26 protein-coding genes and 3 pseudogenes are annotated in these 24,151 nt (G+C 72.0%); 12 read left to right on the forward strand and 17 right to left on the reverse strand.

What is annotated here, in order from left to right; genetic code table 11:
• From OHA72_RS26555 to OHA72_RS26570, 5 genes and pseudogenes are all read right to left on the reverse strand, one after another.
• A complete protein-coding gene (locus tag OHA72_RS26555) occupies positions 1-558 on the reverse strand; it encodes an enoyl-CoA hydratase/isomerase family protein (protein ID WP_327010508.1) in 558 nt (185 codons plus the stop codon).
• Between the two features lie 104 nt (positions 559-662).
• Positions 663-821, reverse strand: a pseudogene (locus OHA72_RS64870) (hypothetical protein); the annotation flags it as partial.
• The gene (locus OHA72_RS26560; RefSeq protein WP_327010509.1) at positions 818-2,008 is read right to left on the reverse strand and encodes an acyl-CoA dehydrogenase family protein; all 1,191 of its coding nucleotides are present in this window, start codon (positions 2,006-2,008) and stop codon (positions 818-820) included. The pseudogene OHA72_RS64870 and the gene OHA72_RS26560, both read right to left, overlap by 4 nt.
• Entirely contained in the window at positions 2,008-3,009 is a 1,002-nt protein-coding gene (locus OHA72_RS26565; protein ID WP_327010510.1) for an acyl-CoA dehydrogenase family protein, read from the reverse strand. The genes OHA72_RS26560 and OHA72_RS26565 overlap by 1 nt, the downstream gene beginning before the upstream one ends.
• The gene (locus OHA72_RS26570) at positions 3,006-3,875 is read right to left on the reverse strand and encodes an enoyl-CoA hydratase/isomerase family protein (RefSeq protein ID WP_327011670.1); all 870 of its coding nucleotides are present in this window, start codon (positions 3,873-3,875) and stop codon (positions 3,006-3,008) included. Before OHA72_RS26570 ends, OHA72_RS26565 begins: the two co-directional genes overlap by 4 nt.
• A 60-nt stretch (positions 3,876-3,935) precedes the next feature.
• On the opposite strand from OHA72_RS26570, the gene OHA72_RS26575 reads away from it, so the two are divergent.
• From OHA72_RS26575 to OHA72_RS64875, 4 genes and pseudogenes are all read left to right on the forward strand, one after another.
• Positions 3,936-4,871: a hypothetical protein gene (locus tag OHA72_RS26575; protein WP_327010511.1), complete on the forward strand. Its 936-nt coding sequence runs from the start codon at positions 3,936-3,938 to the stop codon at positions 4,869-4,871.
• Between the two features lie 43 nt (positions 4,872-4,914).
• Positions 4,915-8,412, forward strand: a complete 3,498-nt coding sequence (locus OHA72_RS26580; protein WP_327010512.1) for an indolepyruvate ferredoxin oxidoreductase family protein — start codon at positions 4,915-4,917, stop codon at positions 8,410-8,412.
• Between the two features lie 77 nt (positions 8,413-8,489).
• Complete coding sequence (locus OHA72_RS26585; protein ID WP_327010513.1) at positions 8,490-9,254, forward strand: FadR/GntR family transcriptional regulator; 765 nt, start codon at positions 8,490-8,492, stop codon at positions 9,252-9,254.
• A gap of 149 nt (positions 9,255-9,403) precedes the next feature.
• A pseudogene (locus tag OHA72_RS64875) lies at positions 9,404-9,523 on the forward strand (hypothetical protein); the annotation flags it as partial.
• Between the two features lie 82 nt (positions 9,524-9,605).
• Here OHA72_RS64875 and OHA72_RS26595 read toward each other — a convergent pair.
• Complete coding sequence (locus OHA72_RS26595; RefSeq protein ID WP_327010515.1) at positions 9,606-9,737, reverse strand: hypothetical protein; 132 nt, start codon at positions 9,735-9,737, stop codon at positions 9,606-9,608.
• A gap of 5 nt (positions 9,738-9,742) precedes the next feature.
• On the reverse strand, positions 9,743-10,003 hold the full coding sequence (locus tag OHA72_RS26600; protein WP_327010516.1) for a hypothetical protein: 261 nt from the start codon (positions 10,001-10,003) through the stop codon (positions 9,743-9,745).
• A gap of 26 nt (positions 10,004-10,029) precedes the next feature.
• Here OHA72_RS26600 and OHA72_RS26605 point away from each other — a divergent pair, with 26 nt between their 5' ends.
• Together OHA72_RS26605 and OHA72_RS26610 are read left to right on the forward strand one after the other, a co-directional pair.
• The gene (locus OHA72_RS26605) at positions 10,030-10,248 is read left to right on the forward strand and encodes a hypothetical protein (RefSeq protein ID WP_327010517.1); all 219 of its coding nucleotides are present in this window, start codon (positions 10,030-10,032) and stop codon (positions 10,246-10,248) included.
• Positions 10,245-10,562 (forward strand): hypothetical protein, encoded by a 318-nt coding sequence (locus tag OHA72_RS26610; protein ID WP_327010518.1) that lies wholly within the window; start codon positions 10,245-10,247, stop codon positions 10,560-10,562. The genes OHA72_RS26605 and OHA72_RS26610 overlap by 4 nt, the downstream gene beginning before the upstream one ends.
• Positions 10,563-10,839: 277 nt before the next feature.
• Here the strand turns inward: OHA72_RS26610 and OHA72_RS26615 are convergent, their stop codons facing one another.
• Positions 10,840-11,100, reverse strand: coding sequence for a hypothetical protein (locus OHA72_RS26615; protein WP_327010519.1), 261 nt, complete (start codon positions 11,098-11,100; stop codon positions 10,840-10,842).
• A gap of 166 nt (positions 11,101-11,266) precedes the next feature.
• Here OHA72_RS26615 and OHA72_RS26620 point away from each other — a divergent pair, with 166 nt between their 5' ends.
• Positions 11,267-12,244: a YihY/virulence factor BrkB family protein gene (locus tag OHA72_RS26620; protein WP_327010520.1), complete on the forward strand. Its 978-nt coding sequence runs from the start codon at positions 11,267-11,269 to the stop codon at positions 12,242-12,244.
• A gap of 142 nt (positions 12,245-12,386) precedes the next feature.
• On the opposite strand, the gene OHA72_RS26625 is transcribed toward OHA72_RS26620, so the two are convergent.
• Complete coding sequence (locus OHA72_RS26625; protein ID WP_327010521.1) at positions 12,387-12,857, reverse strand: hypothetical protein; 471 nt, start codon at positions 12,855-12,857, stop codon at positions 12,387-12,389.
• A gap of 158 nt (positions 12,858-13,015) precedes the next feature.
• Here OHA72_RS26625 and OHA72_RS26630 point away from each other — a divergent pair, with 158 nt between their 5' ends.
• Entirely contained in the window at positions 13,016-15,457 is a 2,442-nt protein-coding gene (locus OHA72_RS26630; RefSeq protein ID WP_327010522.1) for an ATP-binding protein, read from the forward strand.
• Here OHA72_RS26630 and OHA72_RS26635 read toward each other — a convergent pair.
• From OHA72_RS26635 to OHA72_RS26645, 3 genes and pseudogenes are all read right to left on the reverse strand, one after another.
• Positions 15,423-16,088 (reverse strand): hemerythrin domain-containing protein, encoded by a 666-nt coding sequence (locus OHA72_RS26635; RefSeq protein WP_327010523.1) that lies wholly within the window; start codon positions 16,086-16,088, stop codon positions 15,423-15,425. The genes OHA72_RS26630 and OHA72_RS26635 overlap by 35 nt on opposite strands.
• Before the next feature lie 95 nt (positions 16,089-16,183).
• Positions 16,184-16,290 (reverse strand): annotated as a pseudogene (locus tag OHA72_RS26640) (IS630 family transposase); the annotation flags it as partial.
• A 41-nt stretch (positions 16,291-16,331) separates the two neighbouring features.
• On the reverse strand, positions 16,332-17,261 hold the full coding sequence (locus OHA72_RS26645; protein ID WP_327010524.1) for a DUF1269 domain-containing protein: 930 nt from the start codon (positions 17,259-17,261) through the stop codon (positions 16,332-16,334).
• Here OHA72_RS26645 and OHA72_RS26650 point away from each other — a divergent pair.
• Positions 17,223-17,753 carry a glycoside hydrolase family 15 protein gene (locus OHA72_RS26650; protein WP_327010525.1) on the forward strand — a complete coding sequence of 177 codons (531 nt, stop codon included), beginning with the start codon at positions 17,223-17,225 and terminating at the stop codon, positions 17,751-17,753. The two genes, OHA72_RS26645 and OHA72_RS26650, sit on opposite strands and share 39 nt — an antisense overlap.
• The gene (locus OHA72_RS26655; RefSeq protein ID WP_327010526.1) at positions 17,735-17,911 is read left to right on the forward strand and encodes a glycoside hydrolase family 15 protein; all 177 of its coding nucleotides are present in this window, start codon (positions 17,735-17,737) and stop codon (positions 17,909-17,911) included. Before OHA72_RS26650 ends, OHA72_RS26655 begins: the two co-directional genes overlap by 19 nt.
• Positions 17,912-17,928: 17 nt before the next feature.
• Here the strand turns inward: OHA72_RS26655 and OHA72_RS26660 are convergent, their stop codons facing one another.
• Positions 17,929-19,182 (reverse strand): IS110 family RNA-guided transposase, encoded by a 1,254-nt coding sequence (locus tag OHA72_RS26660; protein WP_327001770.1) that lies wholly within the window; start codon positions 19,180-19,182, stop codon positions 17,929-17,931.
• Positions 19,183-19,431: 249 nt separating this feature from the next.
• Here OHA72_RS26660 and OHA72_RS26665 point away from each other — a divergent pair, with 249 nt between their 5' ends.
• Positions 19,432-20,460 (forward strand): TIGR00341 family protein, encoded by a 1,029-nt coding sequence (locus tag OHA72_RS26665; RefSeq protein WP_327010527.1) that lies wholly within the window; start codon positions 19,432-19,434, stop codon positions 20,458-20,460.
• 220 nt (positions 20,461-20,680) lie between these two features.
• On the opposite strand, the gene OHA72_RS26670 is transcribed toward OHA72_RS26665, so the two are convergent.
• A complete protein-coding gene (locus OHA72_RS26670) occupies positions 20,681-21,679 on the reverse strand; it encodes an aldo/keto reductase (RefSeq protein ID WP_327010528.1) in 999 nt (332 codons plus the stop codon).
• 33 nt (positions 21,680-21,712) lie between these two features.
• A complete protein-coding gene (locus OHA72_RS26675; RefSeq protein ID WP_327010529.1) occupies positions 21,713-22,027 on the reverse strand; it encodes a trypco2 family protein in 315 nt (104 codons plus the stop codon).
• Between the two features lie 60 nt (positions 22,028-22,087).
• Between OHA72_RS26675 and OHA72_RS26680 the strand changes: the two genes are divergently transcribed.
• Entirely contained in the window at positions 22,088-22,288 is a 201-nt protein-coding gene (locus OHA72_RS26680; RefSeq protein ID WP_327010530.1) for a hypothetical protein, read from the forward strand.
• Positions 22,289-22,346: 58 nt separating this feature from the next.
• On the opposite strand, the gene OHA72_RS26685 is transcribed toward OHA72_RS26680, so the two are convergent.
• Positions 22,347-23,147: a class I SAM-dependent DNA methyltransferase gene (locus OHA72_RS26685; RefSeq protein WP_327010531.1), complete on the reverse strand. Its 801-nt coding sequence runs from the start codon at positions 23,145-23,147 to the stop codon at positions 22,347-22,349.
• Between the two features lie 103 nt (positions 23,148-23,250).
• The gene (locus tag OHA72_RS26690; protein ID WP_327010532.1) at positions 23,251-23,619 is read right to left on the reverse strand and encodes a hypothetical protein; all 369 of its coding nucleotides are present in this window, start codon (positions 23,617-23,619) and stop codon (positions 23,251-23,253) included.
• Between the last annotated feature and the right edge of the window lie 532 nt (positions 23,620-24,151).

The raw sequence follows: 24,151 nt of genomic DNA on the forward strand, positions 1-24,151 counted from the left end.
TCACCACCCCCGGAAGCTCGGGTCGCGTTTCTCGGCGAAGCTGCGCAGGCCCTCGGCGCTGTCCTCGGTCCACACGTTCATGGCCACGGCCATCTCCTCCCGGTCGAACGCCGCGACCCGATCCGAGTCCAGCGACTGGTTCAGCAGGCGCTTGGCCAGCCCGATCGCGACGGTCGGCCCGGCCGCGAGCCGGGCGGCCAGCGCGTCGGTGGCGGCCGGCAGTTCGTCGGGCTCGACCACTTGGTGCACGATGCCGAGGCGTTCGGCGTCCGCGACGCTCAGGTCGCCGCCGAGCAGCAGCAGCCGCTTCGCGTGGTGCAGCCCGAGGATGCGGGGCAGCAGATATGCCGCGCCGGCGTCGGGCACGATGCCGCGGGTGATGAACAGCTCCGCGAACCGGGCCCTGGTCGAGGCGATCACGAAGTCGGCCGCGAGGGCGAGCTGGGCGCCCATGCCGGCGGCCGCCCCGTTGACGGCGGCGATGACCGGCTTGGGGCAGTCGAGCACGGCCGCGATGAGGGCCTGTGCGCTGCGCACCGCGGGCCCGGTCTCGCCCACGACCCGGTCCGGCCGGCCCGGCACGTCCGGCTCGCGCCGGGGAGGCTGAGGTCGCCGCCGGCGCAGAAGGCCCGGCCTTCGGCCGCGAGCACGACCACCCGCACCTGGACCGCCGCGCCCGCCTCGGCCAGCAGCCCGATCAGCCGCTCGCGTTGCGGCGGGCCGAGCGCGTTGAGCTTCTCGGGGCGGTCGAACACGATGCGGGCCACGCCGTCCGCGACGGTGTAGCGCACCTGCCGGGACAACTCGTCGGCGGTGCTCATGCGCCGGCCCGCTGTGCCTGAGCCTGTGTCCTGGCCCTGGGCAGGCCGAGATGCCGCTCGGCGATGATGCCGCGCTGGATCTCGCTGGTGCCGGCGTAGATGGTGGTCACGACGGAGTGCCGGAACTCGTGCTCGATCCAGCCGTCGGCCGGCGCCCCGGTGCCGTGCCCGGCGAGGAGCCCGTCCGCGCCGACGACGTCCACCAGGGACGCTGCCGCCCGCATGAGCGCCTCGGAGCTGAACAGCTTGGCCAGCGACCCCTCCGTGTGGGGCAGGACGTCCCGGGCGGTCAGCCAGGTCATCCGGTACCCCATGAGGCGGCTCACCTCGAGGTCGGTGTACGCCCGGGCCAGGCAGGCGCGCACCTCGGGGCGGTCGATGGGCGTGGCCCCGTCGGCGGTGGGTGTGCGGGCCCAGCCGACCGCCCGGTCGAGCAGGTGCAGCAGGTGCCCGGCCGCGGCCGGCTGCCGTTCGAAGGCGAGGGCCACCATCATGACGTCCCAGCCGCCGTCGACCTCGCCGACGCGGGCGCTGTCGGGGACCCGGACCCGTTCGTAGAACGTCGCGTTGGTGCGCTCGCCGCCGAGGGTGTGCACCGGCCGCACGTCGACGCCCTCGGCGTCCATCGGCACCAGGAACATGGTCAGCCCGCGGTGCTTGGGCACCTCCGGGTTGGTCCGGGCCAGCAGGAAGACGTAGCTGGACTCGTGGGCCATGGTGGTGAACATCTTCTGGCCGTCGATGACCCACCCGTCGCCGTCGCGGGTCGCCCGGGTGCGGGCCGCGGCGACGTCGGAGCCCGAGTCCGGCTCCGAGTAGCCCAGGCACAGGAGGATCTCGCCGCTGAGGATGGCCGGGATGACCTCGCTGCGCTGCTGCTCGGTACCGACGATCTGCAGCGTCTTGGCGACCAGCTCGGCGATCAGCCAGCCCTCGATCGGGATTCCGGCGCGCGCGAACTCCTCGTTCAGCGTGGCCATCTCGAACGGGTCCCGGCCCTGCCCGCCCTGCTCGACCGGCCAGGCCGCCTTCAGCCAGCCGCGCTCGGCCATGGCGCGGTGCACGCTCCAGCTGTGCAGGGTGCCTGAGTCGTGCACGGCGGCTGAGGTCGCCGGCGGCAGTTCGGCCAGGAACTGCCGGATCTCGGTCCGGAACCTTCGTTGCGCCTCGGAGGGCTCGAACTCCATTACCGCCGCCCCTCGTCGGTGTCGGACAGTGCGAGCTCGACGACGACGTCGACGGCGGCGCCGTCACCGTGGAGGAGCCCCAGGGCCTTGGCCCGCCGGAAGTAGAGCTGGATGTTGTACTCCAGGGTGTAGCCGTAGCCGCCGTGGGCGTGCAGGCTGCGGTCGGTGGCCTGACGGGCGGCCCGGCCGGCGAACGTGGCGGCCATCGCGGCCAGGCCGTGGCGCCGCGGGCTGCCGGTGTCGCCGGCCCATGCCGCCTCGAGCACCAGCAGCTCGGCGCCGTCCACGAGGGTCGCGGCGTCGGCGAGCTGGTGGGCCAGGGCCTGGAAGGCGCCGATCGGCTGGCCGAACTGGTGGCGGGTCCTGGCGTACTGCACGCCGAGGCGCAGACCCGCCGCGCCGATGCCGGCGAGGCCCGCCGCGGTGAGGATGCGCCAGTCGGTGAGGGCCTCGGCGAACAGCGCGGTCGCCTGCGGTCCGGACGCGAGGACCGCCGCGCCGGTGAGGTCGACGTGGCCGAGTGCGAGCCCGGCCAGGGTCTGCTCCGGGCGGTCGACGTCGTGGCCGGGTCCGGACATGACGATCCGGCCCTCGTCCCAGGCGATGACGTGCTCGGCGACCGCGGCCCACGGCACCGTGCGGGCGACGCCCGCGACGGCCGGCCGCGGCGAGAAGGTGACCAGGCCGGCGGTGCCGGGTCCGGTGCTTCCGAGGCGGTCGAGCAGGCGGGTCGCGACCAGGGTCTCCACCAGCGGGGCCGAGGCGAGGCAGGCCCCGGCCGCCTGGGCGGCGATGACCAGCTCGGCCAGCCCGGCCGGGGTTCCGTCGCGGGAGCTCGCCAGGTGCGGGAAGCCGAACTCGCCGAGCACCGCCCACAGCGCCGGGTCGAAGCCGAGCGGCTCGGCCGCCCGGACGCGGGCCGGTGTGGAGTGGTCGGCGAACAGGGTGGTCAGGCCCGCCCGCAGGTCGAGCTGCTCGGTCGACAGGGAGAAGTCCATCATCGCAGCCGCCACGTGGGCCGGTTGCCGGTGCGGAACGCGTCCTGGCCGGCGGCCAGCGCGGCCGGGTCGGTGCCGGCGGCGACCAGCGCGTGCGCGACGCCCAGTGCCTGCGCCGGTGCCATCTCCGAGCCGATCCAGATCGCCCGCAGCGTCGCCTGGACCGCGAGCGCCGGCAGGGCCGCGATGGTCCCGGCGAGCACCCCGGCCGCCGCCCGCAGCTGGTCGCCCGGCACGATCTCGGAGACCAGGCCGATGTCGAGGGCGCGCTGGGCGGACATCCGCTCGGCCGACCCGAGCAGGGTCAGGCGCAGCACCTCGCCCAGTGGCATGCGGCGCAGCAGGTGCAGGGGCTCGAACACGGCGGGCATGCCGAACGTGGTGTGCGGGTCGAAGAACGTGGCGGTGTCGGCGGCGATGATGATGTCGGCCTCGCCGAGCAGGTAGAACGCGCCGCCGCAGGCGATGCCGTTGACGGCGGCGATGACCGGCTTCCACAGGCCGCACGACTTGGGGCCGATGAAGTCGCCGACGTCGGCGCGCAGGAACGGGCTGCTCGCCTTCAGCAGGGCGGCCTCGACGTCGGCGGCGTCCTGGGGGTCCTGGGTGTCCTCGGTGCCGTCGAGGCCCGAGCGGTCGTAGCCGGTGCAGAACGCCTTCTCGCCGGCGCCGGTGACGACCACGACCCGGACCTCGTCGTCCAGGCGCAGGCGTGTCCACAGGCCGGCCAGCTCGCGCAGCATCGTCTCGTTGAAGGCGTTCAGCACCTGGGGGCGGTTGAGCTCGACCCACGCAACGCCGGCGGCGATGGTGACCCGCAGCGTTGCCGGGGCCTCATCTTCGCTGGTCAAAAGCTGTGTGTTGTGCATCACAGCCCGAAGGTTATAAGGTTATAGCCTTAGCGTCAAGGGTGGCCGGGGAGGGCAGACATGACGGCAGGTCGACAGGGTCGGGTGTTCACCGACGAGGCACTGCGGGAGCTGTCGGCGTCGCCCCGCGAGCGTCTGCTCCGCCGGCTCGCAACGTCCGATGTGGACGGACTGGGCGACGAACTGGCGGCGCTGGAACGGGAGCACCACGGCCAGCGCGAGCGCTACCTCGACTGGGTCACCACCATCCTCGACACCGCCGTCGAGCGGCACGGCCGCGAGGGCCTGCGCGTCCTGGTGGGCAGGACCCTGGCCTTCTTCGCGGCCTATCCGGGCGTCGATCCCGTGCGGGACGAGGCGCCCGCCTCGATGGTCGCCGAGGTCGCGGAGGCCGCCGCCCGCGGCGACGCGGACGGCGCACTGGCGGTCTTCGACCGGCGCGAGGCCGAGTGGCGCTGCGCCATCGACGTGCTGCGGGACTGGCTGTCCGCGCTGCTCTCGCAGATCCACGCCGGCCACGGCCCGGACGAGCTGGAGGCGTTCCACCGCCGCCGCGGCGAGGACGCCCTGCGCGGCCTCATGAACGACATCGACCGCCCCGCCGGGGAGCGCCTGGTCAACCTGGTCCGGCTGCTGCAGGGCCACTTCACCGACCTCGTCGTCAGCGAGGACGACGAGAAGTTCACGATCGTGCAGGACCCCTGCGGCACCTGCGCCCGCCAGGTCATCGACGGCCGGTTCGCCGCCGGGCTCGGCCTCGCGGTCGTCACCGACGAGCACCCGGTGACCTGGGGCGGCCGCCCGACCACCATCTACCGCACCCACGTGCCGATCTGGCACGTGGAAATGGCCCGCGAACGCCTCGGCGTGCCCTGGCCGGTGAACCTCTGCCCGCCCGGCCTCGACGGCGGCACCTGCACCATCCTGCTCTACAAGGATCCGCGCGACCCGTCCGGCGCGGCCCGGTTGCCCTCGGCCGCCGGCGAATCCGCCTGACATGTCGCCGTTCCTCCCTCGTAACGAAGGGCCCGAGACATCCATGACCGACGTGGTGAGTGCGGCGCCGCCGACCGGCCGGCAGCCGGCCGGCTACCAACTGACGGACCGCTACGACGCCGATGACGGCACCGTCGTCCTCACCGGCACCCAGGCGATCACGCGCATCCTGCTGGACCGCCACCGCATCGACCGGGCAGCCGGACTGCGCACCGGCGGCCTCGCCTCCGGCTACCCCGGATCACCGCTGGGCGGCCTGGACCTCACCCTGCACCGGGCGGCCGCCACCCTCGCGGCCGAGGACATCCGGCACGTGCCCGGCGTCAACGAGGAACTCGCGGCCACCGTGGTGTTCGGCACCCAGCAGCCCTCACCCGGCGGGTTCCGCGACGGGCTGCAGGGCGTCTTCGGGCTCTGGTACGGCAAGGCGCCCGGCGTGGACCGCTGCGGCGACGCGTTCAAGCACGCCAACCAGTTCGGCGTGAACCCGCTCGGCGGCGTCCTCGCGGTGGCCGGCGACGACCCGGCGGCCAAGTCCTCGTCACTGCCGAACCAGAGCGAGACCGCCTTCTACGACGCGCTGATGCCCGTCCTCGTGCCCGGCTCCGTCCAGGAACTGCTGGACTTCGGGGTGATCGGGCTGGAGCTGTCGCGCTACTCGGGATGCTGGGTCGGGCTCAAGGTGGTGACCAACGTGGCCGACTCGGTCGGCTCGGTCAACCTGGCCCCCGACCGGCTGTCGCTGCGCCATCCCGTGCTGGAGATCGACGGCGAGCCCTGGCAGCACCGGCAGCGGATCAACCTCGTCCCCACCATCCTCGTCGACCGGGAGCGGGACCTGCTCGAGCGCCGCCACCTCGCGGCCGTCGCCTTCGCCGCCGCCAACGGCCTCAACGTGATCGAGGGCGCCCTGACCGGCGCCCGGATCGGCATCGTCGCGGCCGGCAAGACCTACTACGACGTCCGGCAGACGCTGACCGACCTCGGCCTGGACGACGCCGGCCTGCACGAGCACGGCGTCCGCCTGCTGAAGCTCGGCATGATCTACCCGCTCGACCCGGGCGTCGTGGAACGGTTCGCCGACGGCCTCGAGCACATCGTCGTCATCGAGGAGAAGCGCGACTTCATCGAGTCGGCGCTGCGCAGCGCGCTGTACCCGACCCCGCACCGGCCGAGCATCGTGGGCAAGCGCGACCGCGGTGGCAGGCTGCTCGTGCCCGCCTACGGCGAACTCGGCGTCGATCACCTCAAGCCCGTCCTGCGCCGCGAGCTCGGCCTGCCCGAGCCGGTCCGGGCCGTCCCCCGGCCCACCGGCCCGGTCCTGCTGCCGCTGCTGGCCCGCACCGCGGCCTACTGCAGCGGATGCCCGCACAACCGGTCCACCGTGCTGCCCGAAGGCGCCGTCGTGGGCGGCGGCGTCGGCTGCCACGGCATGTCCTACTTCGACCCGCGGATCGCCGGCAACGAGAAGCTGCCGGTCGTGCCGATGGGCGCCGAGGGCGTGCCCTGGATCGGCATGTCCCCCTTCTCCCGGACCGGGCACATCTTCCAGAACCTCGGCGACGGCACGTACTCCCACTCGGGGCTGCTCGCCGTGCGCGCCTGCGTGGCGGCGAACGTGAACATCACCTTCAAGATCCTGTTCAACGGCTACGTCGCGATGACCGGCGGCCAGCAGATCGCCGGCGGCATGTCCGTGCCGGCCCTGACCCGCGAGCTGGCCGCCGAGGGGGTCCGGAAGATCATCGTGTGTGCCGAGGACACCGGCCGGTACCGCGGGGTGCGCGACCTCGCCGACGGCGTCACCGTGCTGCCACGCGATGAGATCCTGGCCGCGCAGGAGCGCCTCAGCGCGGTCGAGGGCGTCACGGTGCTCGTCTACGACCAGGTCTGCGCGGCCGAGGCCCGGCGGCTGCGCCGCTCCGGCAAGCTGCCCACGCCCGAGCGCCGGGTGGTCATCAACGAGCTCGTCTGCGAGGGCTGCGGCGACTGTGGCGTGAAGAGCAACTGCCTGTCGGTCCAGCCGGTCGACACCGAGCTGGGCCGCAAGACCCAGATCCACCAGACGTCCTGCAACTCGGACTTCAGCTGCCTGGACGGCGACTGCCCGTCCTTCGTCACGGTCCGGACGGCGGCGGCCACCGGCCCACGCCGGCCCCGGCAACGCCGCACGGAAGCGGCGCCACCCGAACCGGCGGCCAAGGCCTCGGTCGGCGACAAGGCCTACGGCGTCTACCTGGTCGGCATCGGCGGCACCGGCGTGGTCACGGTGAACCAGATCCTGGCCACGGCGGCCCTGCTCGACGGGCTCCACACGGCCGGCCTCGACCAGACCGGCATGAGCCAGAAGGCCGGCGCCGTCACGTCCCACCTGCAGATCAGCGCCGCCCCGATCGCCGACCGCACCGCCGCGGTGAGCGCCGGCCAGGCCGACCTCTACCTCGTGTTCGACCTGCTCAGCGGGGCGGCCCCGCACCACCTCGCCCGCGCCGACGCGGACCGCACGGCGGCGGTCGTCGCCGCCTCGGTCACGCCGACCGCCGCCGTGGTGACCGACATCGCGACCAGCCTCCCGCCGGTCGACGCGCTGCTGGAGCGCATCCGCGGCGCGATCGGCCGCACCACGGCGGTGGACGCCGCCCGGCTCAGCCGCACCCTGTTCGGCGACGAGGCAACGGCCAACGTCCTGCTGCTCGGGGTCGCCTACCAGTCCGGCGCCGTGCCGCTGTCCGCCGCCTCGATCGAGGAGGCGATCCGGCTCAACGGCGTCGCGGTCGACAGCAACATCGAGGCGTTCCGGGCCGGCCGGCGCCACGTGATCACGCCGGCCACGCTCGACGAGCCCGCCGCGCCGCGCCGGCTCGGCGCGGCCGGGCTGGACCCGACCCCCGCCGCGCGGGAGCACGCGCGGCTGCTCGACGCGGCCGGACTGCCGGCCGCGGTGCGGGAGACCGCCGAGCTGCGGGCCGCCGAGCTCGTCGACTACCAGGACCAGCGGCTGGCCGCACGCTACGTGGACGCGGTGGGCCGGGTCGTGGCCGCCGAGGCCGGACGGTTCGGCACGGACGCCGTGTCCGTGCAGTTCGCCCGCTACCTGTTCAAACTGCTGGCGTACAAGGACGAGTACGAGGTCGCCCGGCTGCACCTGAAGCTCGACATCGGCGCCCAGGCGGCCGCCGGCGGCACCCGGGCCAAGGTGCGCTACCACCTCCACCCGCCGTTCCTGCGGGCGCTCGGCATGCGTCGCAAGCTCGCCCTGGGCGCCTGGATCAAGCCCGCCTTCGCGGTCCTGCGGGCGATGCGGCCGGTGCGGGGCACCGCCTTCGACCCCTTCGGCCTTGCCGGGGTACGCCGGGTCGAGCGGTCGCTGCCGGCGGAGTACACGACCGCGGTAGAGGCGGCGCTGCTCGCCGATGACGAGGAGCGCTGCCTGGTGGTGGCGCAGGCACCGGATCTGGTCCGCGGATATGAGACCATCAAGCTCGCCAATGTGACCCGGTTCCGGGCGATCCTGGCACGACCGTCCCAGGCGGACAAATGAGAGAGGCGAAGATCATGGCGGACCCAGCCCCAGGCCGGGCTGCTCAGCCGCGCGAAGGTGGCGCGAAGAGCCCGCTGATGCCCCGTCGCCGGGTCGGCGAACGCCTCGCCGACGAGTTGCGCGACCGGATCCTGCGCGGTGACCTCACCACGGAGAACGGGCTGCTGAAACAGGACGACCTGTTCGAGGAGTTCCGGGTCAGCATGCCCTCGGTCCGCGAAGCCATGCGCACGCTGGAGACCGAGGGGCTCATCACCATCCGCCGCGGCAACCGGGGCGGCGCCGAGGTGCACCCGCCCCAGCTCGAACGGGCCGGCTACGTCTTCGGCCTCGTGCTGCAGTCCCGCAACGTCAGCGTCCAGGACCTGGGCATGGCCGTGCGACGCCTCGACCCGGTGTGCGCCGAGATGTGCGCGACCCGGCCGGACCGCCTGGAGACGGTCGTGCCCGCACTGCGGGAGATCCAGCGCCGCACCGAGGAGAACATCGACGACTTCGCCAAGTTCGTGGCCTGCATGAAGGAGTTCCACGAGGCGCTCGTGCGCAACTGCGGCAACCAGACGTTCGAACTGCTCGCGGGCATGCTCGAAGGCCTGTGGTACGCGCACGAGGAGGAGTGGGCCGCCCGCACCGTCATCGAGGGCGGCATCCCCGGCAGCGCCGCGACCCGGCGCAGCCTCAACAGCCACGCCGAGCTGATCCAGGCCATCGAGGAGGGCGACGGGTCCGGCGCCGCGATCCTGGCCCGCCGCCACCAGGAGGACACCCAGCCCCAGGCCAACCTCGGCGTCGACCCGGCGGTGGCGGTCAACGCCCAGCTCATCCGGCCGCCGGACTACTGACGCGGCCGCGGGGAGCGGACCGTGCGCCCGGCCACGTCGTGCGTCGTGGGCGCCGGAACCTAATTTAATAGGTTCACCTCGACCGTCCAATTGGTTGACGGCCGGGCGCCAGGGCGCCGGCGCCGTTTTCGTGGACGAAGGAGAACGAGATGAGCTTGACGATCGGTGACATCGCCCCGGATTTCGTGGCCGCGACCACGGACGGCCCGATCAGCTTCCACGAGTGGATCGGCGACTCCTGGGCGGTGCTGTTCTCGCACCCGAAGGACTTCACCCCGATCTGCACGACCGAGCTCGGCTACATGGCGAAGGTCAAGCCGGAGTTCGTCTTCGGCTTCTCCAAGCTCGACGTCATGTTCGGACGCACCACCGCGGCGGCGGGTCGAGACCGACGAGGGTCCGCACGAGGCGGACGTCCTGGTCGTCGCGCTCGGCGCCGACCTGGACCCGGGCGCGACCCCGGGCCTGATCGAAGCCGGTCACGAGTTCTACACGGTGGACGGCGCGTTCGGGGTCCGCGACGTGCTCGACCGGTTCGCCGGCGGCCGGGTGATCGTCGGGGTCACGTCGACACCGTTCAAGTGCCCGCCGGCGCCGAGCGAGACCGCGCTCATGCTGCACGACCTGCTGCTCGCCCGGGGGCTGCGGGACCGCTCCCAGATCGAGCTGGTCATGCCGCTGGGCGCGCCGATCCCGCCGTCGCCGGCCGCCTCCCGGGCGTTGCCCAAGGCGTTCGCGGAGCGGGGCATCGGCTGGCACTCGGGCCGGCTCGTGCGTGAGCTCGGCCTCGCCGTTCCGGCCCGCGGATCGGCTCGCCGCGGACCTCGACCACCAGATCACCTTTCTGTACCGGTGGCTGGATCACACCGAAGGCGCCGATGAGCTGGCCGGGCCGGACCTGACCGACCCGACGCTGCTCGCCGCGGCCCGTCTGATCAGCGCGATCCTGGCGGCGGTCTATTTCGCCGCCGACCAGTCACGTTCGACTGGTTGAGCCTGGAGTCGCTGCGGATCTGGATCGGGCACGGTCCCGCTCGTCCCCTGCTCGGCCCGGCCAGCCACACTGCCTTCACCGCCATGGCGACCTACGGCGACTACGCCGCCGGGTGGCGGGTGATGCGGCGGGTCCTGGCAGTGGGTGAGGCGCGCGGCTATGAGCCCGAGACCTCACAGGTGCGCTTCCTGTCCTCGTTGGTGGGCTGCTGGGCCGAACCGGTCGAACGCAGTGTCGAGGAGGCTCGACGGGCCCGGGAGGGGTTGATCGTCGGGGGCGAGCTGACCAACGCCCTGCACACACGTACTTCGTGATCAGCGGGGCCCTGCTGGACTGCGCACCGCTGGACGCCTGCCTGGCCGAGGTGGAGGCCGGTCTGGCCTTTGCGCGGCAGACGGGCGGCGCGCACATCGGCGAGGCGCTCGACAGCTACCGGTGGCTGGCCGGCGTGCTGCGCGGCGACCGCTCCGCCACGGCCGGCGGGGCGCTCCCGACGGAACGGTACGCCGACAACCCGCTGGCCGAGCTCCACGCGCATGCGACCCGCGCGCTCGCCGCGGCCGTCTTCGGTGATCCGGCATCCTCTCCACCTCAATCATCACCGTCACCGTCACCACCGACCCCGCCCTGCACGTCACAGTCCACGACGACAGCATCGGCGGCGCCGACTTCACCCACGGCACCGGCCTCATCGGCCTCAAAGACCGCGCCGAAGCACTCGGCGGCCGCATCACCCTGCACAGCCCACACGGCGCCGGCACCCGTCTCACCGTCGACATACCACTCACGGCCGCGGACGGCGACCCCGATCAGTGACCGGACCCGCGTACAGCGCCGGATGCGGGACGTCACCCGGGAAGGATGGATCGGGCATACCGCCCGCCCGATCACCCCCGATCGGACGGCGCCGCGCGTCAGCGGACGGAGGCCGCCGATAGGCGGCCGGCCCGCACCTGAACGGAGCGGGGATGAGCGGACAGCCGAGCGTGACGCTGGGGCGATGGGGTAGGTGGCCGCCGTGGTCGCATGGTTGGATCGGTACCAGCGCCGGCACGCCTGGCTGGGATTCCCGCTGGCGGCGGTGTACAAGTTCTTCGACGACCGTGGTCCATATCTTGCCGCGATGGTCACCTACTACGGCTTCATCTCGCTGTTCCCGCTGACACTGCTGTTCCTGACTGCACTGGGCTTCTTCCTGGAGGCCAACCCTGGCCTGTACCAGCAACTGGTGCAGACGACGGTGGGGGATCTGCCGGCGATAGGGCCGGAGTTGCAGCGCAACGTCAGCGGGTTGCACGGCAGCGGCACGCGCCTGGTGATCAGCGTCCTCGGTGCGCTGTACGGCGGACTGGGGGCGATGCAGGCGGCGCAGGCCGGGTTCAATCACATCTACGGCATCCCGCGCAACGAACAGCCCAATCCGATCCTGTCCAGGCTGCGCAGTCTCGGGCTGTTGCTGACGCTCGGCAGCGCGGTGCTGCTGTCGGCGGCGGCCGCGACGTTCGTGGCCTTCGCCAACGAGCTCACCGGCCGGTCCGGGCCTGGGCTGCAACTGCTCGGCAGCCTGTTGACGTTCATGATCAATGCCGGCCTGTTCACCGCGGCGATGCAGCTGCTGACCGCCCGGACGCTGCGTGTGCGTCAGGTCATTGCCGGCGGGCTGATCGCCGCGGCCACCTGGATGACATTGCAGACCGTAGGCGCTCGATTCATCGCCGACCGGCTCAGCCACGCGAGCGCGCTCTACGGCACGTTCGGGCTCGTCCTCGCCGCTCTCGCATGGATCTACCTGCAAGCGTTCGTGCTGATGTTCTGCGCCGAGATCAACATGATCGCGAACGACCGCCTGTGGCCCCGGGCACTGCTCACCCCCTTCACCGACGACGTCGAACTGACCGAGGCCGACCGGCGGATCTACACGACGTTCGCGGCCGCACAGCGGTTCAAGGACTTCGAGACGGTGCGGGTCGACTTCGGCCGGCCGTCGCGACGATAGGCGCCGGTGCGATCGACGTCGGTGGCACCAAGGTCGCGCTGGGAATGGCGGCCGCCGACGCGCGTGTCCGGGATCGCGACGGGCGAGGTCTCGCGTGGTCACCGCCGTGTTCCGCGTCAGCCTCGCCCGTCGCCGTGCGACGTCACTGCGGTGTGAGCGTCGTGCGCCGCAGTCGCTGTACCCCGAGGTACGTCGCTGTGACGAGCAGCCCGACGTAGACGTCGTTCTCGAACCACCCGAACGTCGTCTGCTGCTGCGGCCCGAACGTCGTCGGGTAGTAGAAGACGGAGATCCCTAACAGCGTCGCGAGGTAGGCGAGCACCGACACCTGCGCCACGCGCCCGGTCCGCCTGGCCAGCACCGCCGACCCGAACCCCACGACGTAGAACGCCCACGCGAGCGGGGTGGTCACGGTGAACGTCGGGTCCTCGATGCCCTCGACCCTCGCGTAGACGGTATGCCCCACCGACAGTGTGAAGGCAGCGATGAGCACGTTCGACATGTGCCGGCCGTACGACGCCGTCCGCGCGCTCATCTGGCGGCCGGTTGCCGTGCTCCTGCCGCTGGTGGCGTCGTGGGGGGTGGTCGGTCCCTGGGTCGGTGCCGTGGTCATGGCCTGTCCTCTCGTCGTGAAGGCGGGATGCCGTCGGCTCCCAGCCTCGGGCCGCGCCGGGCGCCATCCCACCCACAGCAGGTCCACACCGGCACCACAGCCGGTCGCCGTCTCGCGTCGCCGCTGCGCACGGCACCGCACGGGCTAACATCTGACCTGTGGAGGCGGTGGCGGCATCCGGCGACTTCGCCGTCCTGCTGCGCCGCCTGCGCGAGTCGCGGTCGCTGACCCAGGAGGAGCTCGCCGAGCGGGCGGGCCTCACGGCGAAGGCGATCGGTGCCCTCGAGCGCGGCGAACGGCGCCGGCCCTACCCGCACACTGTGCGCTCGCTCGCCGACGGACTCGCCCTCGACGACGACGACCGGGCAGCCTTCGTCGCCGCAGTCCCCAGCCGGGACGCCACGCCACGGGTCGGGTCGACCCCACCTGCTGCCCCCTCGTGGAGCAGCGCGGCCTCGCCATCAGCCACCCGGGTCACCGAGGCGGATGCCGGTGGCACCGCATCCCCTGTCCCATTGTCGGCGCCCGGCGGTTCCCGCTACGCCCCGGCGGGCCCGATGACACCACTCATCGGCCGCGACGGCGAGCTCGCCGGACTCCTGGCCCTCGTCAGCTCGGGCACGCGCCGGATCGTGACGATCACCGGCCCCGGCGGGGTGGGCAAGACACGGCTCGCGATGGAAGTGCTGCACCTCGCGGCGCCGGACTTCCCCGGCGGCGCCCAGGGCGTCGACCTTTCGGCGGTGCGGGAGCCGACGCTCGTCGTGCCGAGGATCGCCGCGGCTCTCGGGCTGCCCGACGCGGTCGGCGTCGAGCCCCTCGACGCGCTCGTCCCCCACCTGGTCGGCCTGCGGGTGCTGCTGGTGCTCGACAACCTGGAGCAGCTGACAAAGGCGGCGCCGGTGCTCGCCGGCCTCGTGGCGCGCTGCCCTGATCTCGTCGTGGTGGCGACCAGTCGTGCGCCGCTACGGGTGCGCGCCGAGCACGAGTTCGTGCTGGGGCCGCTCACCACACCCGCCGCCGACGACGTGGACGCGGTGGCCTCCTCGCCCGCCGTCGCGCTGCTCCTCGACCGGGCCGCGGCCGCCGGTTCCCCCACGGTCGTCACCGACGCCGACGCTCCCGCCCTGGCCGCGATCGTCCGGCGGCTCGACGGGCTCCCCCTCGCGGTCGAACTCGCGGCGCCTGGCCTGCGGCTGCTCTCCCCGTGGGCACTCCTCGCGCGATTGGAGCAGCCGGGCCCCGGCGCGGGCCTGCGCGACCTGCCCGAGCGGCACCGCACGATGGCTGCGGTGCTGGAGTGGAGCATGGATCTCCTCGAGCCTGAGGAGACCGCCCTCTTCGAGCGTCTGGCGGTTTTCAGCGGTGGGTTCTCCCTCGACTCGATCGAGGCCGTCACCGCAGAGGGCGCCGACGTGCTGCCTGCCCTCGGCGCGCTCGTCGACCAGTCGCTGGTGCTTCGTGTGCCGTCGCCGGACCAGCAGCCACGCTTCCGGCTGCTCGAGCCGGTGCGGCAGTTCGCGATGCAGCGGCTGCACGCGTCGGGGCCGGCCACCGCGACCGCCGACCGGCACGCCGCGCACTTCCACGCGCGGGCCACGGCGTCCGCTGCACTGCTCGAGGGACCGGACCTCGTGGCCGTGCTCGACCGCCTCGATGCCGACCACGCCAACCTGCGCTCGGCCTACCTACGCCTGCTTGAGCTCGATCGGGACGGGGATGCCGCCGAGCTCGCCGGGAGCATCTGGCTCTACCTCGCGCTGCGCGGTCACGCCCGCGAGGGACTCGCGTGGCTGGAGCGGATCGGGCCCGGGGCCTCCGACGTCGCGCGCTGCCGCGCCCTGACCGGCCGGCTCGGGCTGCAGTTGCTGGCCGGCGACAACGTCTCCATGCTGAGGGACGCCGGCGTCGCGGTGACGCTGGCCGGTCGGGTGGCCGAGCCGGCCGTGACGTGCGAGACCCTGACCCTGGCCGGCCAGGCGGCGGTCTTCGCGGGTGCTCTCGACGACGCCGATGAGCTGCTGACCCGCGCGCTGTCGCAGGCGGAGGCCGGCGGTCGTCGTTGGGTGGCCGTGCACACCCGGCTCGCGCAGTGCCAGCTCGCCCTCGTCGCCAACGATCTCGCGACGGCCGGGCTGATCCTGCCGGAGGCGGTGCGTGCGGCCCGCGAGGTCGGCAACGCCTTCGCCCTGGCCACCGCGCTCAACGTGCACGCGACGCTCACCGAGCTGCTCGGCGACGAGCCGGCGACCGCCACGCTGCTCGGTGAAGCGGTAGCCCTGTCGCTCGCCGCCCGGATGAGCTGGACCCTCGGATACGCGCTGCCCGCCCTGGCGAGCCTTGCGCAACGGGTGGGCGACCCGGTGTCCGCGGCCTGGCTCTTCGGGGCGGGCGCCTCGATTTCGGCGGCCGACGCCGTCGACCCCACCTTCCCGGTCTCGCGGGCGCTCTCCGACCGCGGGCTCGACGCCACCCGGGCCGCCCTCGGGGACCTGAAGTTCACCCGCGAGTGGGACGCCGGGCGCGCCGCGAGCGACACCGAGATTCAGGCCCGTGCCGCGGTGGTCACGACGCGTGCAGGCGGCGGACGTAGCGTTTGAACTGCCGAGCGCCGACGGTCTTCAGCAGCAACCGGACCGGCAGCGGGAGGTTGCCGAGCATGCGGGCGCGCTCGTCGTCGTCGGCGCCCTGGAGCACCAGACCGAACATGATCGGCAGCTGACTGGCGGTCATCGTGTCCTTGCCGTGCTGTCCCATCTGGTTCCACTCGGCGGCGGTGACGTGCCGCGAGGCCAGCGGCAGTATCTCGCGCTCCTCGAGATCGAGGTGCTCGAGCAGGGCCGCCGTGAACCGCTCACAGAGGGTCGCGAGGTGCTCGCCGGCGGCCTCGGTCGGGGTGGCCTCCCAGGTGGCGAGCGCGGGGAGGATGGCCCCGACGTGCCCGTCGATGCCGTGGTGCTGGGCCTGCATCGTCTCGACCAGCCCGGTCGACGGCGCGGCCCGCTCCAGCAGCAGCGGCCAGAGCACGATGTCCTCGCCGGTGTGGTGCATCTCGAGGCCGGCAGTACAGAGGCGCAGGTGGGTCGCGACGATCTTCGCGCGGCGGGTGTCGCTGACGGGTGTGCGACGCACGTGGCCGGCGGCGGCGCCGAACTCTCGCCGGAAGGCGCGGTGGACGACCACCATCTCGTGGACGTCGGGGCGCTGGTCGGTGCGGGTCAGGGCGGTCACGATGACTCCTCGTGGCTGGACGGATCTGGTGCGTCCAGCCTCCTGACCGATGCCGTCCCATCCCACCCACAGCACCTGCACACTCGCCCCACACGTCGGTCGTTGATGGTGGCTGGGGCGGTGTTGGCGATGTGGTGTTGCATCGCGGCCCAGATCCGTTCGACGGGGTGTCCTGTGGGCTGTAGCGGGCGCCTTCGATGAGAACTGGTCGGCGTCCAGGTCAGCGGTGCATCCGTTCGCTGATCACGCGGGTGTCAGATGCAATGCCTGGACGGCGTCGCGCAGACGCTGCTCCGCCTCCATGCTCAGCGAGCTGCGCAGCAGCTTGCCGCCGAACTGGTACGGTGCCATCTCCGCCACGACCTTGTCGACGGTGACCTGGTCGATGAGCAGGAACAGGGCCGCAGTGCCGGGCTGCAGCGCCGCGCCGACGTCTTTCATGAACTTGTCGTCCACTCCGACGTCGGTGGCCTTGCCGGCGAGCGCGCCGGCGCCCGCGCCGACTGCCATCCCGAGGAACGGCGCGAAGAACAGCAGCCCGATGAGGCCGCCCCACAAGGCGCCACCGGCCGCTCCGACACCGGTCGCGGATGCCGCCTGCTGGAGCCGGACCTTGCCGTCGGGGTCCACGTCCACCACAGCGGCGTCGCGCACGGTGATGAGGCCTTGCCGCTGCAGGTCGCCGGGGCGGTGGCCACCGACCAGCACCGTCTGGTGCGGATCATGTGGACGGTGCGCGGCGCGATGCGCTTCACCATCGACATCAGGCCCAGGTTCGACTACGGACGGATGCCGCACAAACTGGACCTGTCCAGCGACGGCGCGGTCTTCGCCGCCGACGGCCTGGAGCTGACCGGGCACCCGGTCGGCGTCACGGAACACGACCGTGAGATTCAGCGCGACGGTGACGACCTGCGCATCAGCCCGGACCCTGAGCGAGGGGCAGACCGCCGGTGTCGTGCTCGACTCCATGGGCGGTCGTCCGACCCGGCTGCCGGTCGCCGAACTCGAGCGGCTCGGCGCCGACACCGCGCGGTACTGGCGCGACTGGGTCAACACCTCCACGTACCGCGGACGCTGGCGCGAGACGGTCGCCCGGTCCGCGATCACCCTCAAACTGCTCACCAGGGCTGGATGGGTATCGTCCGGGTCATCAACTGGCTCTGCGAGCACTGGGACCAGCCCGACGAGGGCATCTGGGAGACCCGCGGCGGCCGCAAGGACTTCACCTACGGCCGCTTCCAGGCTTGGGTGGCGTTCGACCGGGCGATCCGGATCGCCACCCGGCGGGGCTGGCCGGGAGACGTCGCGCGGTGGACGACCGAACGCGACAACGTCTACGGCCAGATCATGAGCCGGGGCTGGAACCCGCACACCGCCAGCTTCACCCAGCACTACGGCTCGGACGTGGTCGACGCGGCGCTGCTGCTCATGCCGCAGCTGGGCTTCATCACACCCACCGACCCGATGTGGGTGTCCACGCTGAACGCCATCGACCGGGAACTGGTCTCCGACAGTCTCGTCTACCGGTACAACCCCGCCGCGTCGCCCGACGGACTGGTCGGCCACGAAGGCACCTTCTCGCTGTGCACTTCTGGTACGTTGACGCGCTCACCGACGCCGGACGCCTCACCGAGGCACGACTGGTGCTCGACAAGATGCTGACCTACGCCAACCCGCTCGGGCTGTACGCCGAGGAGATCGGCCTCACCGGCGAGCAACTCGGCAACTTCCCGCAGGCGTTCAGCCACCTGTCGCTGATCAACACCGCGATCCGCCTCAACCACCGACTCGACCACGGTGTCCTCGCAACCGTCGCATGACACTCCCTGTGTCAACCTCAGGCAGCGACCAACGTGGTTTGTGTGGGTTGGTTCAGTCGTACAGCGTTGCCGTGCCGGTCGGGGTTGTATGGCGTCTGGTCGGTCCAGCAGCGCCAGATGACGCGGATCCAGGCTCGGGCGAGGACGCGGATGGCGTGTGGGTGGTCCAGGCCGCGGGCGCAGGCGGCGGCGTAGACCCTTGCTGCCCAGTCGCTGTCGTGGCGGCTGTTGTCGGCGAAGGTGGTGACCGCGACGCGGAAGCGTTTGTTGCACGCCCATCTGAAGTGCACGGCTCGGTGTTTGCCGGATTCCTTGGTCACCGGGGTGACACCGGCGAGCGCGGCGATGGAGTCGGGTCCGGCGTAGGCTTCGCGGGAGTCGCCCCACTCGGCGAGGATCTGCGCGGCGTTGATCTGACCAGACCTTGGCAGCGATGTGAAGATCTCGGCGTCCGGGTGTTCGCCGAGTGTGGCGACGACACTGCGGCTGAGCGTTTTCAACGCGGCCACGACCGCGCGCAGGACGGTGACGAGGGCGGTCACCGCGTCGCGGACGGCCTCGCACAGGACTTCGTCGGTAGTCCCCGCTGGGGCGGCGCGCAGCCGGGCGAGGAGCTGCTCGCCGGTGCGCCGGCCGGAGTAGCCGTGTTTGACGCAGAACGCGGTGAGGCGTTTCGCGCCGAGGTGCGCTGCGTGGCGGGCGGTCGGGTAACGGGTCAGGAAGTCCAGGGCGATCGGGGACTCGACGTCGGCGAAGACGGCCACGGCGCCGGGCCAGTGCGTGTCCAGCAGCGCGGTGAGCTGGTTGGTGGCCGCGACGCGCATGTCGACCAGGTCCCCGCGGGTCCGGGTCACGGTGCGCAGCGCCTTCGTCTGCGCCGTGTACGGGGTGGCCAGCTGCAGCCGGTGGTGCCGCAACCGCAGGTACTCGGCGATGACTTCCGCATCGCCCGCGTCGGACTTGGCGCCGGACAACACTTCGCCGTCCCGCCAGGTTTTGATCGCGTTGGGTTTGACCGGCACCACAGGGTGTCCGGCCTCCAGGAGGATGTCGACGAGCCGACCGTCGGGTCGTTCGATCCCGATCGGCATGGCCTCGGGGTGCCCGAGACCGGCCAGGCGGCGCAGCAGCCCGGCAAGACCGACGGCGGTGTGCTCCACGGTGAACGCGGCGACCCGCCGCCCGGCGCTGTTCTGGACACAGACCGCGTGGGTGGCCGAGGCCCAATCGATCCCGACGAAGAACTCAGCTCCAACAACGTTGAGCGACAACGGTTCTCCTCAGCTTGGCAGCGATGTGACTCGACGAACGGGGCTGACTGCCGGGTGGTCACTAACCGGCGCTCTACGGCGCTTCTCCCTGTTGCCGGTCGGCAGCCCCGACAAGAACCGAGAGCGGCGGTGTCATGCAGGCCCTCGAAGGGCGACCGGCACAGGCCGTCTCTCAGTTCTCGCCGAGTTCCAACAACAACCCTCTCAGAGGGCCCTGTCAGAAGGATGGTGCCCTAGTGACCGGCGCCGATGAGCACCGCCGAGGTGCAGGAGCCGGAGCGCGGAGGCTGGCGGTCCTGGCTGTTGCCGGCCTCGCAGCGCAGGACGATCGGCGAGCTGGCCGACCACGTCGACCTCGCTGGCGGGGACCGGGCCTCGAAGCGGTCCGCGTTCTGGTCGATGCTGGTCATCTCGGCGGTGATCGCCGGCGCCGGCGTGCTGGCCGACTCGACCGCGACCGTGATCGGCGCGATGGTCATCGCTCCGCTGTCGCGGCCGATCATGGGCATGGCCCTGGGCATCGTGACGGCCGACCGGCGCCTGCTGCCGCGCTCGGCCGGTGTCGTCGCGCTCGGTGTCGTCGTGGTCGTCGGCGTCGGTGTGATCGCCTCGCTCGCGGTGCCGGGCGGCGTGGACCTGCTCGCCAACACGCAGGTGTCCGGGCGCACGTCACCACGGCTCGCCGACCTGGTCGCCGCGGTCGCCACCGGACTGGCCGGGGCGGTGGGGCTGTCCCGGCGCGACGTCGGCGGCGTGCTGCCGGGCGTTGCCATCGCCATCTCCCTCGTGCCGCCCCTCGCAGTGGCCGGGATCTGCCTCGGCCAAGGAGAATTCGCGCTCGCCGCCGGCGCGTCGGTGCTGTTCGCGTCGAACGTGCTGTCCCTGGTCCTGGCCGGCACGGTGGTGTTCGCCGGCTACGGCTACGCATGGCAGGCCGCCCGTGCCACCCGGGCCACCCGGGCCTACGCGACCATCGCGCTGCTCATGGTGCTGGTGCTCGTTCCGCTCGGTGCCAACACCGCGGCCAACCTCCTGGTCAACGCGTGGACGAACCGGATCACCGCCGCGGCAGTCCGCTGGGTCGCGGCCGTCCCGGGCGCCGAAGTCCGCGGGGTCAGCATCGCATCGCACACCGCGACGATCGACGTCATCGCGCCGCGGCAGCTCCCGCCGGTCGGCACGCTGCTCAGCTCCCTGCACGACCAGGTGCCGGCCGGGGTACGGATCGTCGTCAACGTGGTCAACGGGCAGCGGATCGACGCGGGCAGCGTCCGCTGAGCAGCCGACGGGTGCCTCATCCGATGACGCGGTGGACGGGGCAAGAGGAGCGAGGCCGGTTCTGGACGGGATGGCGCCGTTGCCGTGTGCAACGGACCCCCGCATCCGGTTGGCGGACCTGGCGCCGCTGCGGACTGCGCCCCGACCCCGCGACCTGGCAGACCCGGATCGTCCAGCCGATCGCCTGACGGACCGGGAGCGCGGCGGAAGCGGCGCTGCCTCAGCCCGGCGCGGCCGGGACGGGCGCGTCGCCGGGCAGCAGGCCGGCGGCCTTCAGGTCTTCCCACAGCCGGGCCGGGATCGCGTGTGCGAGCAGCGCGGCGTTGTGCGCGACCTCGCCGGGCTGCCGCGCGCCGACGACGACGCCCGCCACGGCCGGGTGCCCGAGCGCGAACTGGATCGCGGCGGCCAGCGGCGGCACGTCGTGGCGGGCGCAGACCCCGGACAGGGCGCGGGCCCGCTCCAGCACGGCGGCTGGGACCTCGGCGTAGCCGTACCCGGGACCGGGGCGCGGCGCGGCCAGCAGCCCGGACTGGAACACCCCGGCGGCCAGCACCGCGATCCCGCGCTCCCGGCAAAGCGGGAGCAGGTCCTGGAGGCCGGACTGGTCGAAGAGGGTGTACCGGCCGGCGAGCAGGACGGCGTCGAGCGGCCCGGGCGCCTCGCGGATGAACCGGGCCGCCACGTCGGCGTGGTTGACGCCGATGGACACGGCGCGGATCAGGCCGTTCGCCCGCAGTTCGGCGACGGCGCGGTACGCCCCGGTGACGGCGGCGCCGAAGTCCTGGTCCGGGTCGTGGACGTGCAGCACGTCGATGCGACCGGTGCCCAGGCGGGCCAGGCTGTCCTCGAACGAGCGCATGACGCCCGCATAGCTGTAGTCCAGCCGCGGACCGACGCCGGGCGGCGGATCCGCCCAGATGGGCTGGGTGTCCGCGCCACCCGCCACGATCAGCCGGCCAACCTTGGTGCACAGCACGTACTCGTCGCGTGGCCGGTCCCGCAGCGCCCGCCCGGCGCGGATCTCGGAACGCCCGTAGCCGTAGACCGGCGCGGTGTCGAACACCCGCACTCCGCAGTCCCAGGCGGCGTCGACCGTCGCGGCGGCCTGCTCGTCGTCGACGGGCTCGAACAGCCCGCCGATCGACGCCAGACCCAGGCCCAGCCGGGTGACGCTCAGCCCCGTGCCACCTAGCGGCACCCTGTCATCGGCCCGCATGACACGCGGTTCGCGAGGAGCTGTCACGGCGGGCTACTCCTCGCCGTCCAGGGCCGGGCCGGAGATCAACGGCGGCCGGTCGGGATCGTCCCGCATCCGCGGTTCCGGCACCACCGTGATCCGGTGATGCGCCATCGACGTGCGCTCGTGGCCGGCCTCGACGTCGACAACCATCAGGCGTGCCTTGACCCCGGGCCTGGTCGACCGCGACACGGCCGGCTCCAGCTCCAGTTCCACCCGCCCGAGCCGGAACCACAGGCCCTTGTTCTCGCCCTCCCACATGTCCAGGGCGAACTCGCCGCGCACCTGCCGGATGACGTCCGCAAGCTCGATACCGTTGTCCAACACAGACCGTCCCAGGAGTTGGCGTCAATTGTAGGAAAGAGTCCCGCCGTCTGCGACCAGGCGTTGGGTGATGTGCCGGCCGATGCCGTTGCAGCCCTCCACCGCCCAGACCCGGTCTTTGTGCTGCCGGCCGAGCTTGAGCATCGCGGTGCAGCCGTCGCGGCCGGTGCCGAACCGGCCTTGCGCCAGAACCTTCTCCCGGCTGTTGATGATCTCGATGGTCGCGGACCGTTGTGCGGGTCCATGCTCGCCAACGCCATCTGAGAGCGGCGGCCCGCTGGCTCAACGCACCTACCGATCGGCTGACGCAACAGCGCCGCTGTCAGTCCTGCGTCGCCGTCGTGTCCGCCGGCATCGTGGTTGACGGTGCGCTGGAGGGACGGCGGGCGAACCTCGTCGGCCGGCGTTTGACGGCGCTGATGCGTGGTCGCCGGTCGCCCCAGCCGGGAAGCCACTCCACGTCGCGCAGGCGTGCCTGGTGGATCGCGTCGCGGTACTGCTCGTTGGTGAACAGCGTCAGGCTGTGCTCCTCGGTCCAGTGCCGGATGCCCGTGCCTGTCTCGCCGAGCAGGTAGTGCATGGTCAGCGTGGATGTCGTGCCGGCACTACGGGACACGCACATCCTGGTGAGGTGTCGCCGGCCGTCGGTGGCCGTGCCGGTGTCGACCGGTCCGGCAATCCACTGGGTCGGCGTGAACCACGGCTCCAGCAGCAGGACGCCGCCCGGATCCAGGTGCGCGGCGAGACAGTCCAGGGTCTGGTTGAGTTCCTCGACCGACCGCGCGTAGCCGATGGACGAGAACAGGCAGGTGACCGCGCTGAATGTCCGGGGCAGCCGGAAGTGACGCATGTCGCCGGCGTGCACCGGTACACCGTCGAGGCGGTCGATCGCGGCCCTGCGCATCGGCTCGGCGATCTCCAGGCCTTCGACGTGCGCGAAGCTGTGGCGGAAGTGGGACAGGTGCAGGCCGGTCCCGCAGGCTACGTCGAGGAGGCTGTCCGCGGTGGGATTTCGCCGCCGGATCAGGTCGGTGATGTCGTAAGCCTCGCGTTGGTAGTCCTTGCCCGCGGCGACGGTGTAGATGAGCTCATAGGCCGAGGCGAGATCCTGGTCGTTGGCCACGTTCGTTGTTCCTTAGTCGGCAGGCCGGTGGCTGATCATGGTAGGTGGACGACGTGGCCCGCGTCGTGCCCGGCCGACGTCGCTGCTGCGTCACCTGCCTGCGTCACCTGTCGCAGTCGCCTTGCCGGTGCGGTGGATCGGCACCGTACGTGCCGGCGTTGCGTCGGCACCCGCGGCGGTCGCGGCGCGATTGCAGGGGTCCGATTGATATGAGGTACAACCGATCGGCGATGACCTGCAGCAGTTCGGCAACGTCGGCCCGATCGCTGCCTTCGGGTATGCCGCGCAGCGCGGCGAGCAGCATAGGGCCGTGTTCGCCCCACAGCGGTGCGTACCGCTCGATCCGCACGACCAACCCGCGCAGCTCACCATGGGTGGCTGCCGGCCGGATCGTTTCGTCGTTCACGGCCGGCAACAATCGGCGGGTCATGGTGAGGTAGGCGTCCCATGCCGTCCGCTGTGCCGCCGGCATCCTGCCCGCAACCTCCCTCGACGTGACGTCGCCTGCGAGTGTGGAGGCCGGTCGGATCGCTCATGTCGATCCCGCCGCCGATCCGCAATTGCAGATGTTTGCAATGTATCATGTCATCACTCGTACGGGACCTGATGATCCTCATCACAGTCCGTCCGACTCCTGCCGGCTACGGGGTTTGCCGACGCGGTGGGCGGGGCCATCGGTGAGGTGGTGCTGTTGTGTTGGCGGTTCGCGTGATCGAGGCACGCTTGAACGGTGAGGCGTGCACCCCAGCGCAGCCGTGTCCTTCCATCCCGTTATTTTCCGCAATAGTGAAACCCTCTGCCTAGGGTCTGTGAGCAGCCACGACGGTTCCTTCAACGCGCAGCAGGCAGAAGGGCGCTACCGCATCGATGGTCGTGCTGAGGCAACGCCCCTGGTCGGAGGCGGATCACCAGGGCAAGCTGTCGATGCCGCCGGGGCGTGTTCTGGGACGTCTTGCTTCGCTCGCCCTGTAGCGAGATGGGTGGGCGCGTCGCCTCGAACAGGC

Origin of the sequence: Dactylosporangium sp. NBC_01737 (assembly GCF_035963215.1) — a bacterium.
Classification (GTDB): Bacteria; Actinomycetota; Actinomycetes; order Mycobacteriales; family Micromonosporaceae; genus Dactylosporangium.

What these genes read in the sequence shown, in the direction of transcription:
- OHA72_RS26580 (WP_327010512.1), top strand. Translation starts at nt 4,915, where the DNA reads ATGACCGACGTGGTGAGTGCGGCGCCGCCGACCGGCCGGCAGCCGGCC.
- OHA72_RS26650 (WP_327010525.1), top strand. Translation starts at nt 17,223, where the DNA reads ATGGGTATCGTCCGGGTCATCAACTGGCTCTGCGAGCACTGGGACCAG.
- OHA72_RS26665 (WP_327010527.1), top strand. Translation starts at nt 19,432, where the DNA reads ATGAGCACCGCCGAGGTGCAGGAGCCGGAGCGCGGAGGCTGGCGGTCC.
- OHA72_RS26560 (WP_327010509.1), bottom strand. Translation starts at nt 2,008, where the DNA reads ATGGAGTTCGAGCCCTCCGAGGCGCAACGAAGGTTCCGGACCGAGATC.
- OHA72_RS26670 (WP_327010528.1), bottom strand. Translation starts at nt 21,679, where the DNA reads ATGCGGGCCGATGACAGGGTGCCGCTAGGTGGCACGGGGCTGAGCGTC.
- OHA72_RS26625 (WP_327010521.1), bottom strand. Translation starts at nt 12,857, where the DNA reads ATGACCACGGCACCGACCCAGGGACCGACCACCCCCCACGACGCCACC.
- OHA72_RS26575 (WP_327010511.1), top strand. Translation starts at nt 3,936, where the DNA reads ATGACGGCAGGTCGACAGGGTCGGGTGTTCACCGACGAGGCACTGCGG.
- OHA72_RS26585 (WP_327010513.1), top strand. Translation starts at nt 8,490, where the DNA reads ATGCCCCGTCGCCGGGTCGGCGAACGCCTCGCCGACGAGTTGCGCGAC.
- OHA72_RS26570 (WP_327011670.1), bottom strand. Translation starts at nt 3,875, where the DNA reads ATGCACAACACACAGCTTTTGACCAGCGAAGATGAGGCCCCGGCAACG.
- OHA72_RS26690 (WP_327010532.1), bottom strand. Translation starts at nt 23,619, where the DNA reads ATGCCGGCGGCACAGCGGACGGCATGGGACGCCTACCTCACCATGACC.
- OHA72_RS26600 (WP_327010516.1), bottom strand. Translation starts at nt 10,003, where the DNA reads ATGCCCCGCTCCGCGAACGCCTTGGGCAACGCCCGGGAGGCGGCCGGC.
- OHA72_RS26565 (WP_327010510.1), bottom strand. Translation starts at nt 3,009, where the DNA reads ATGATGGACTTCTCCCTGTCGACCGAGCAGCTCGACCTGCGGGCGGGC.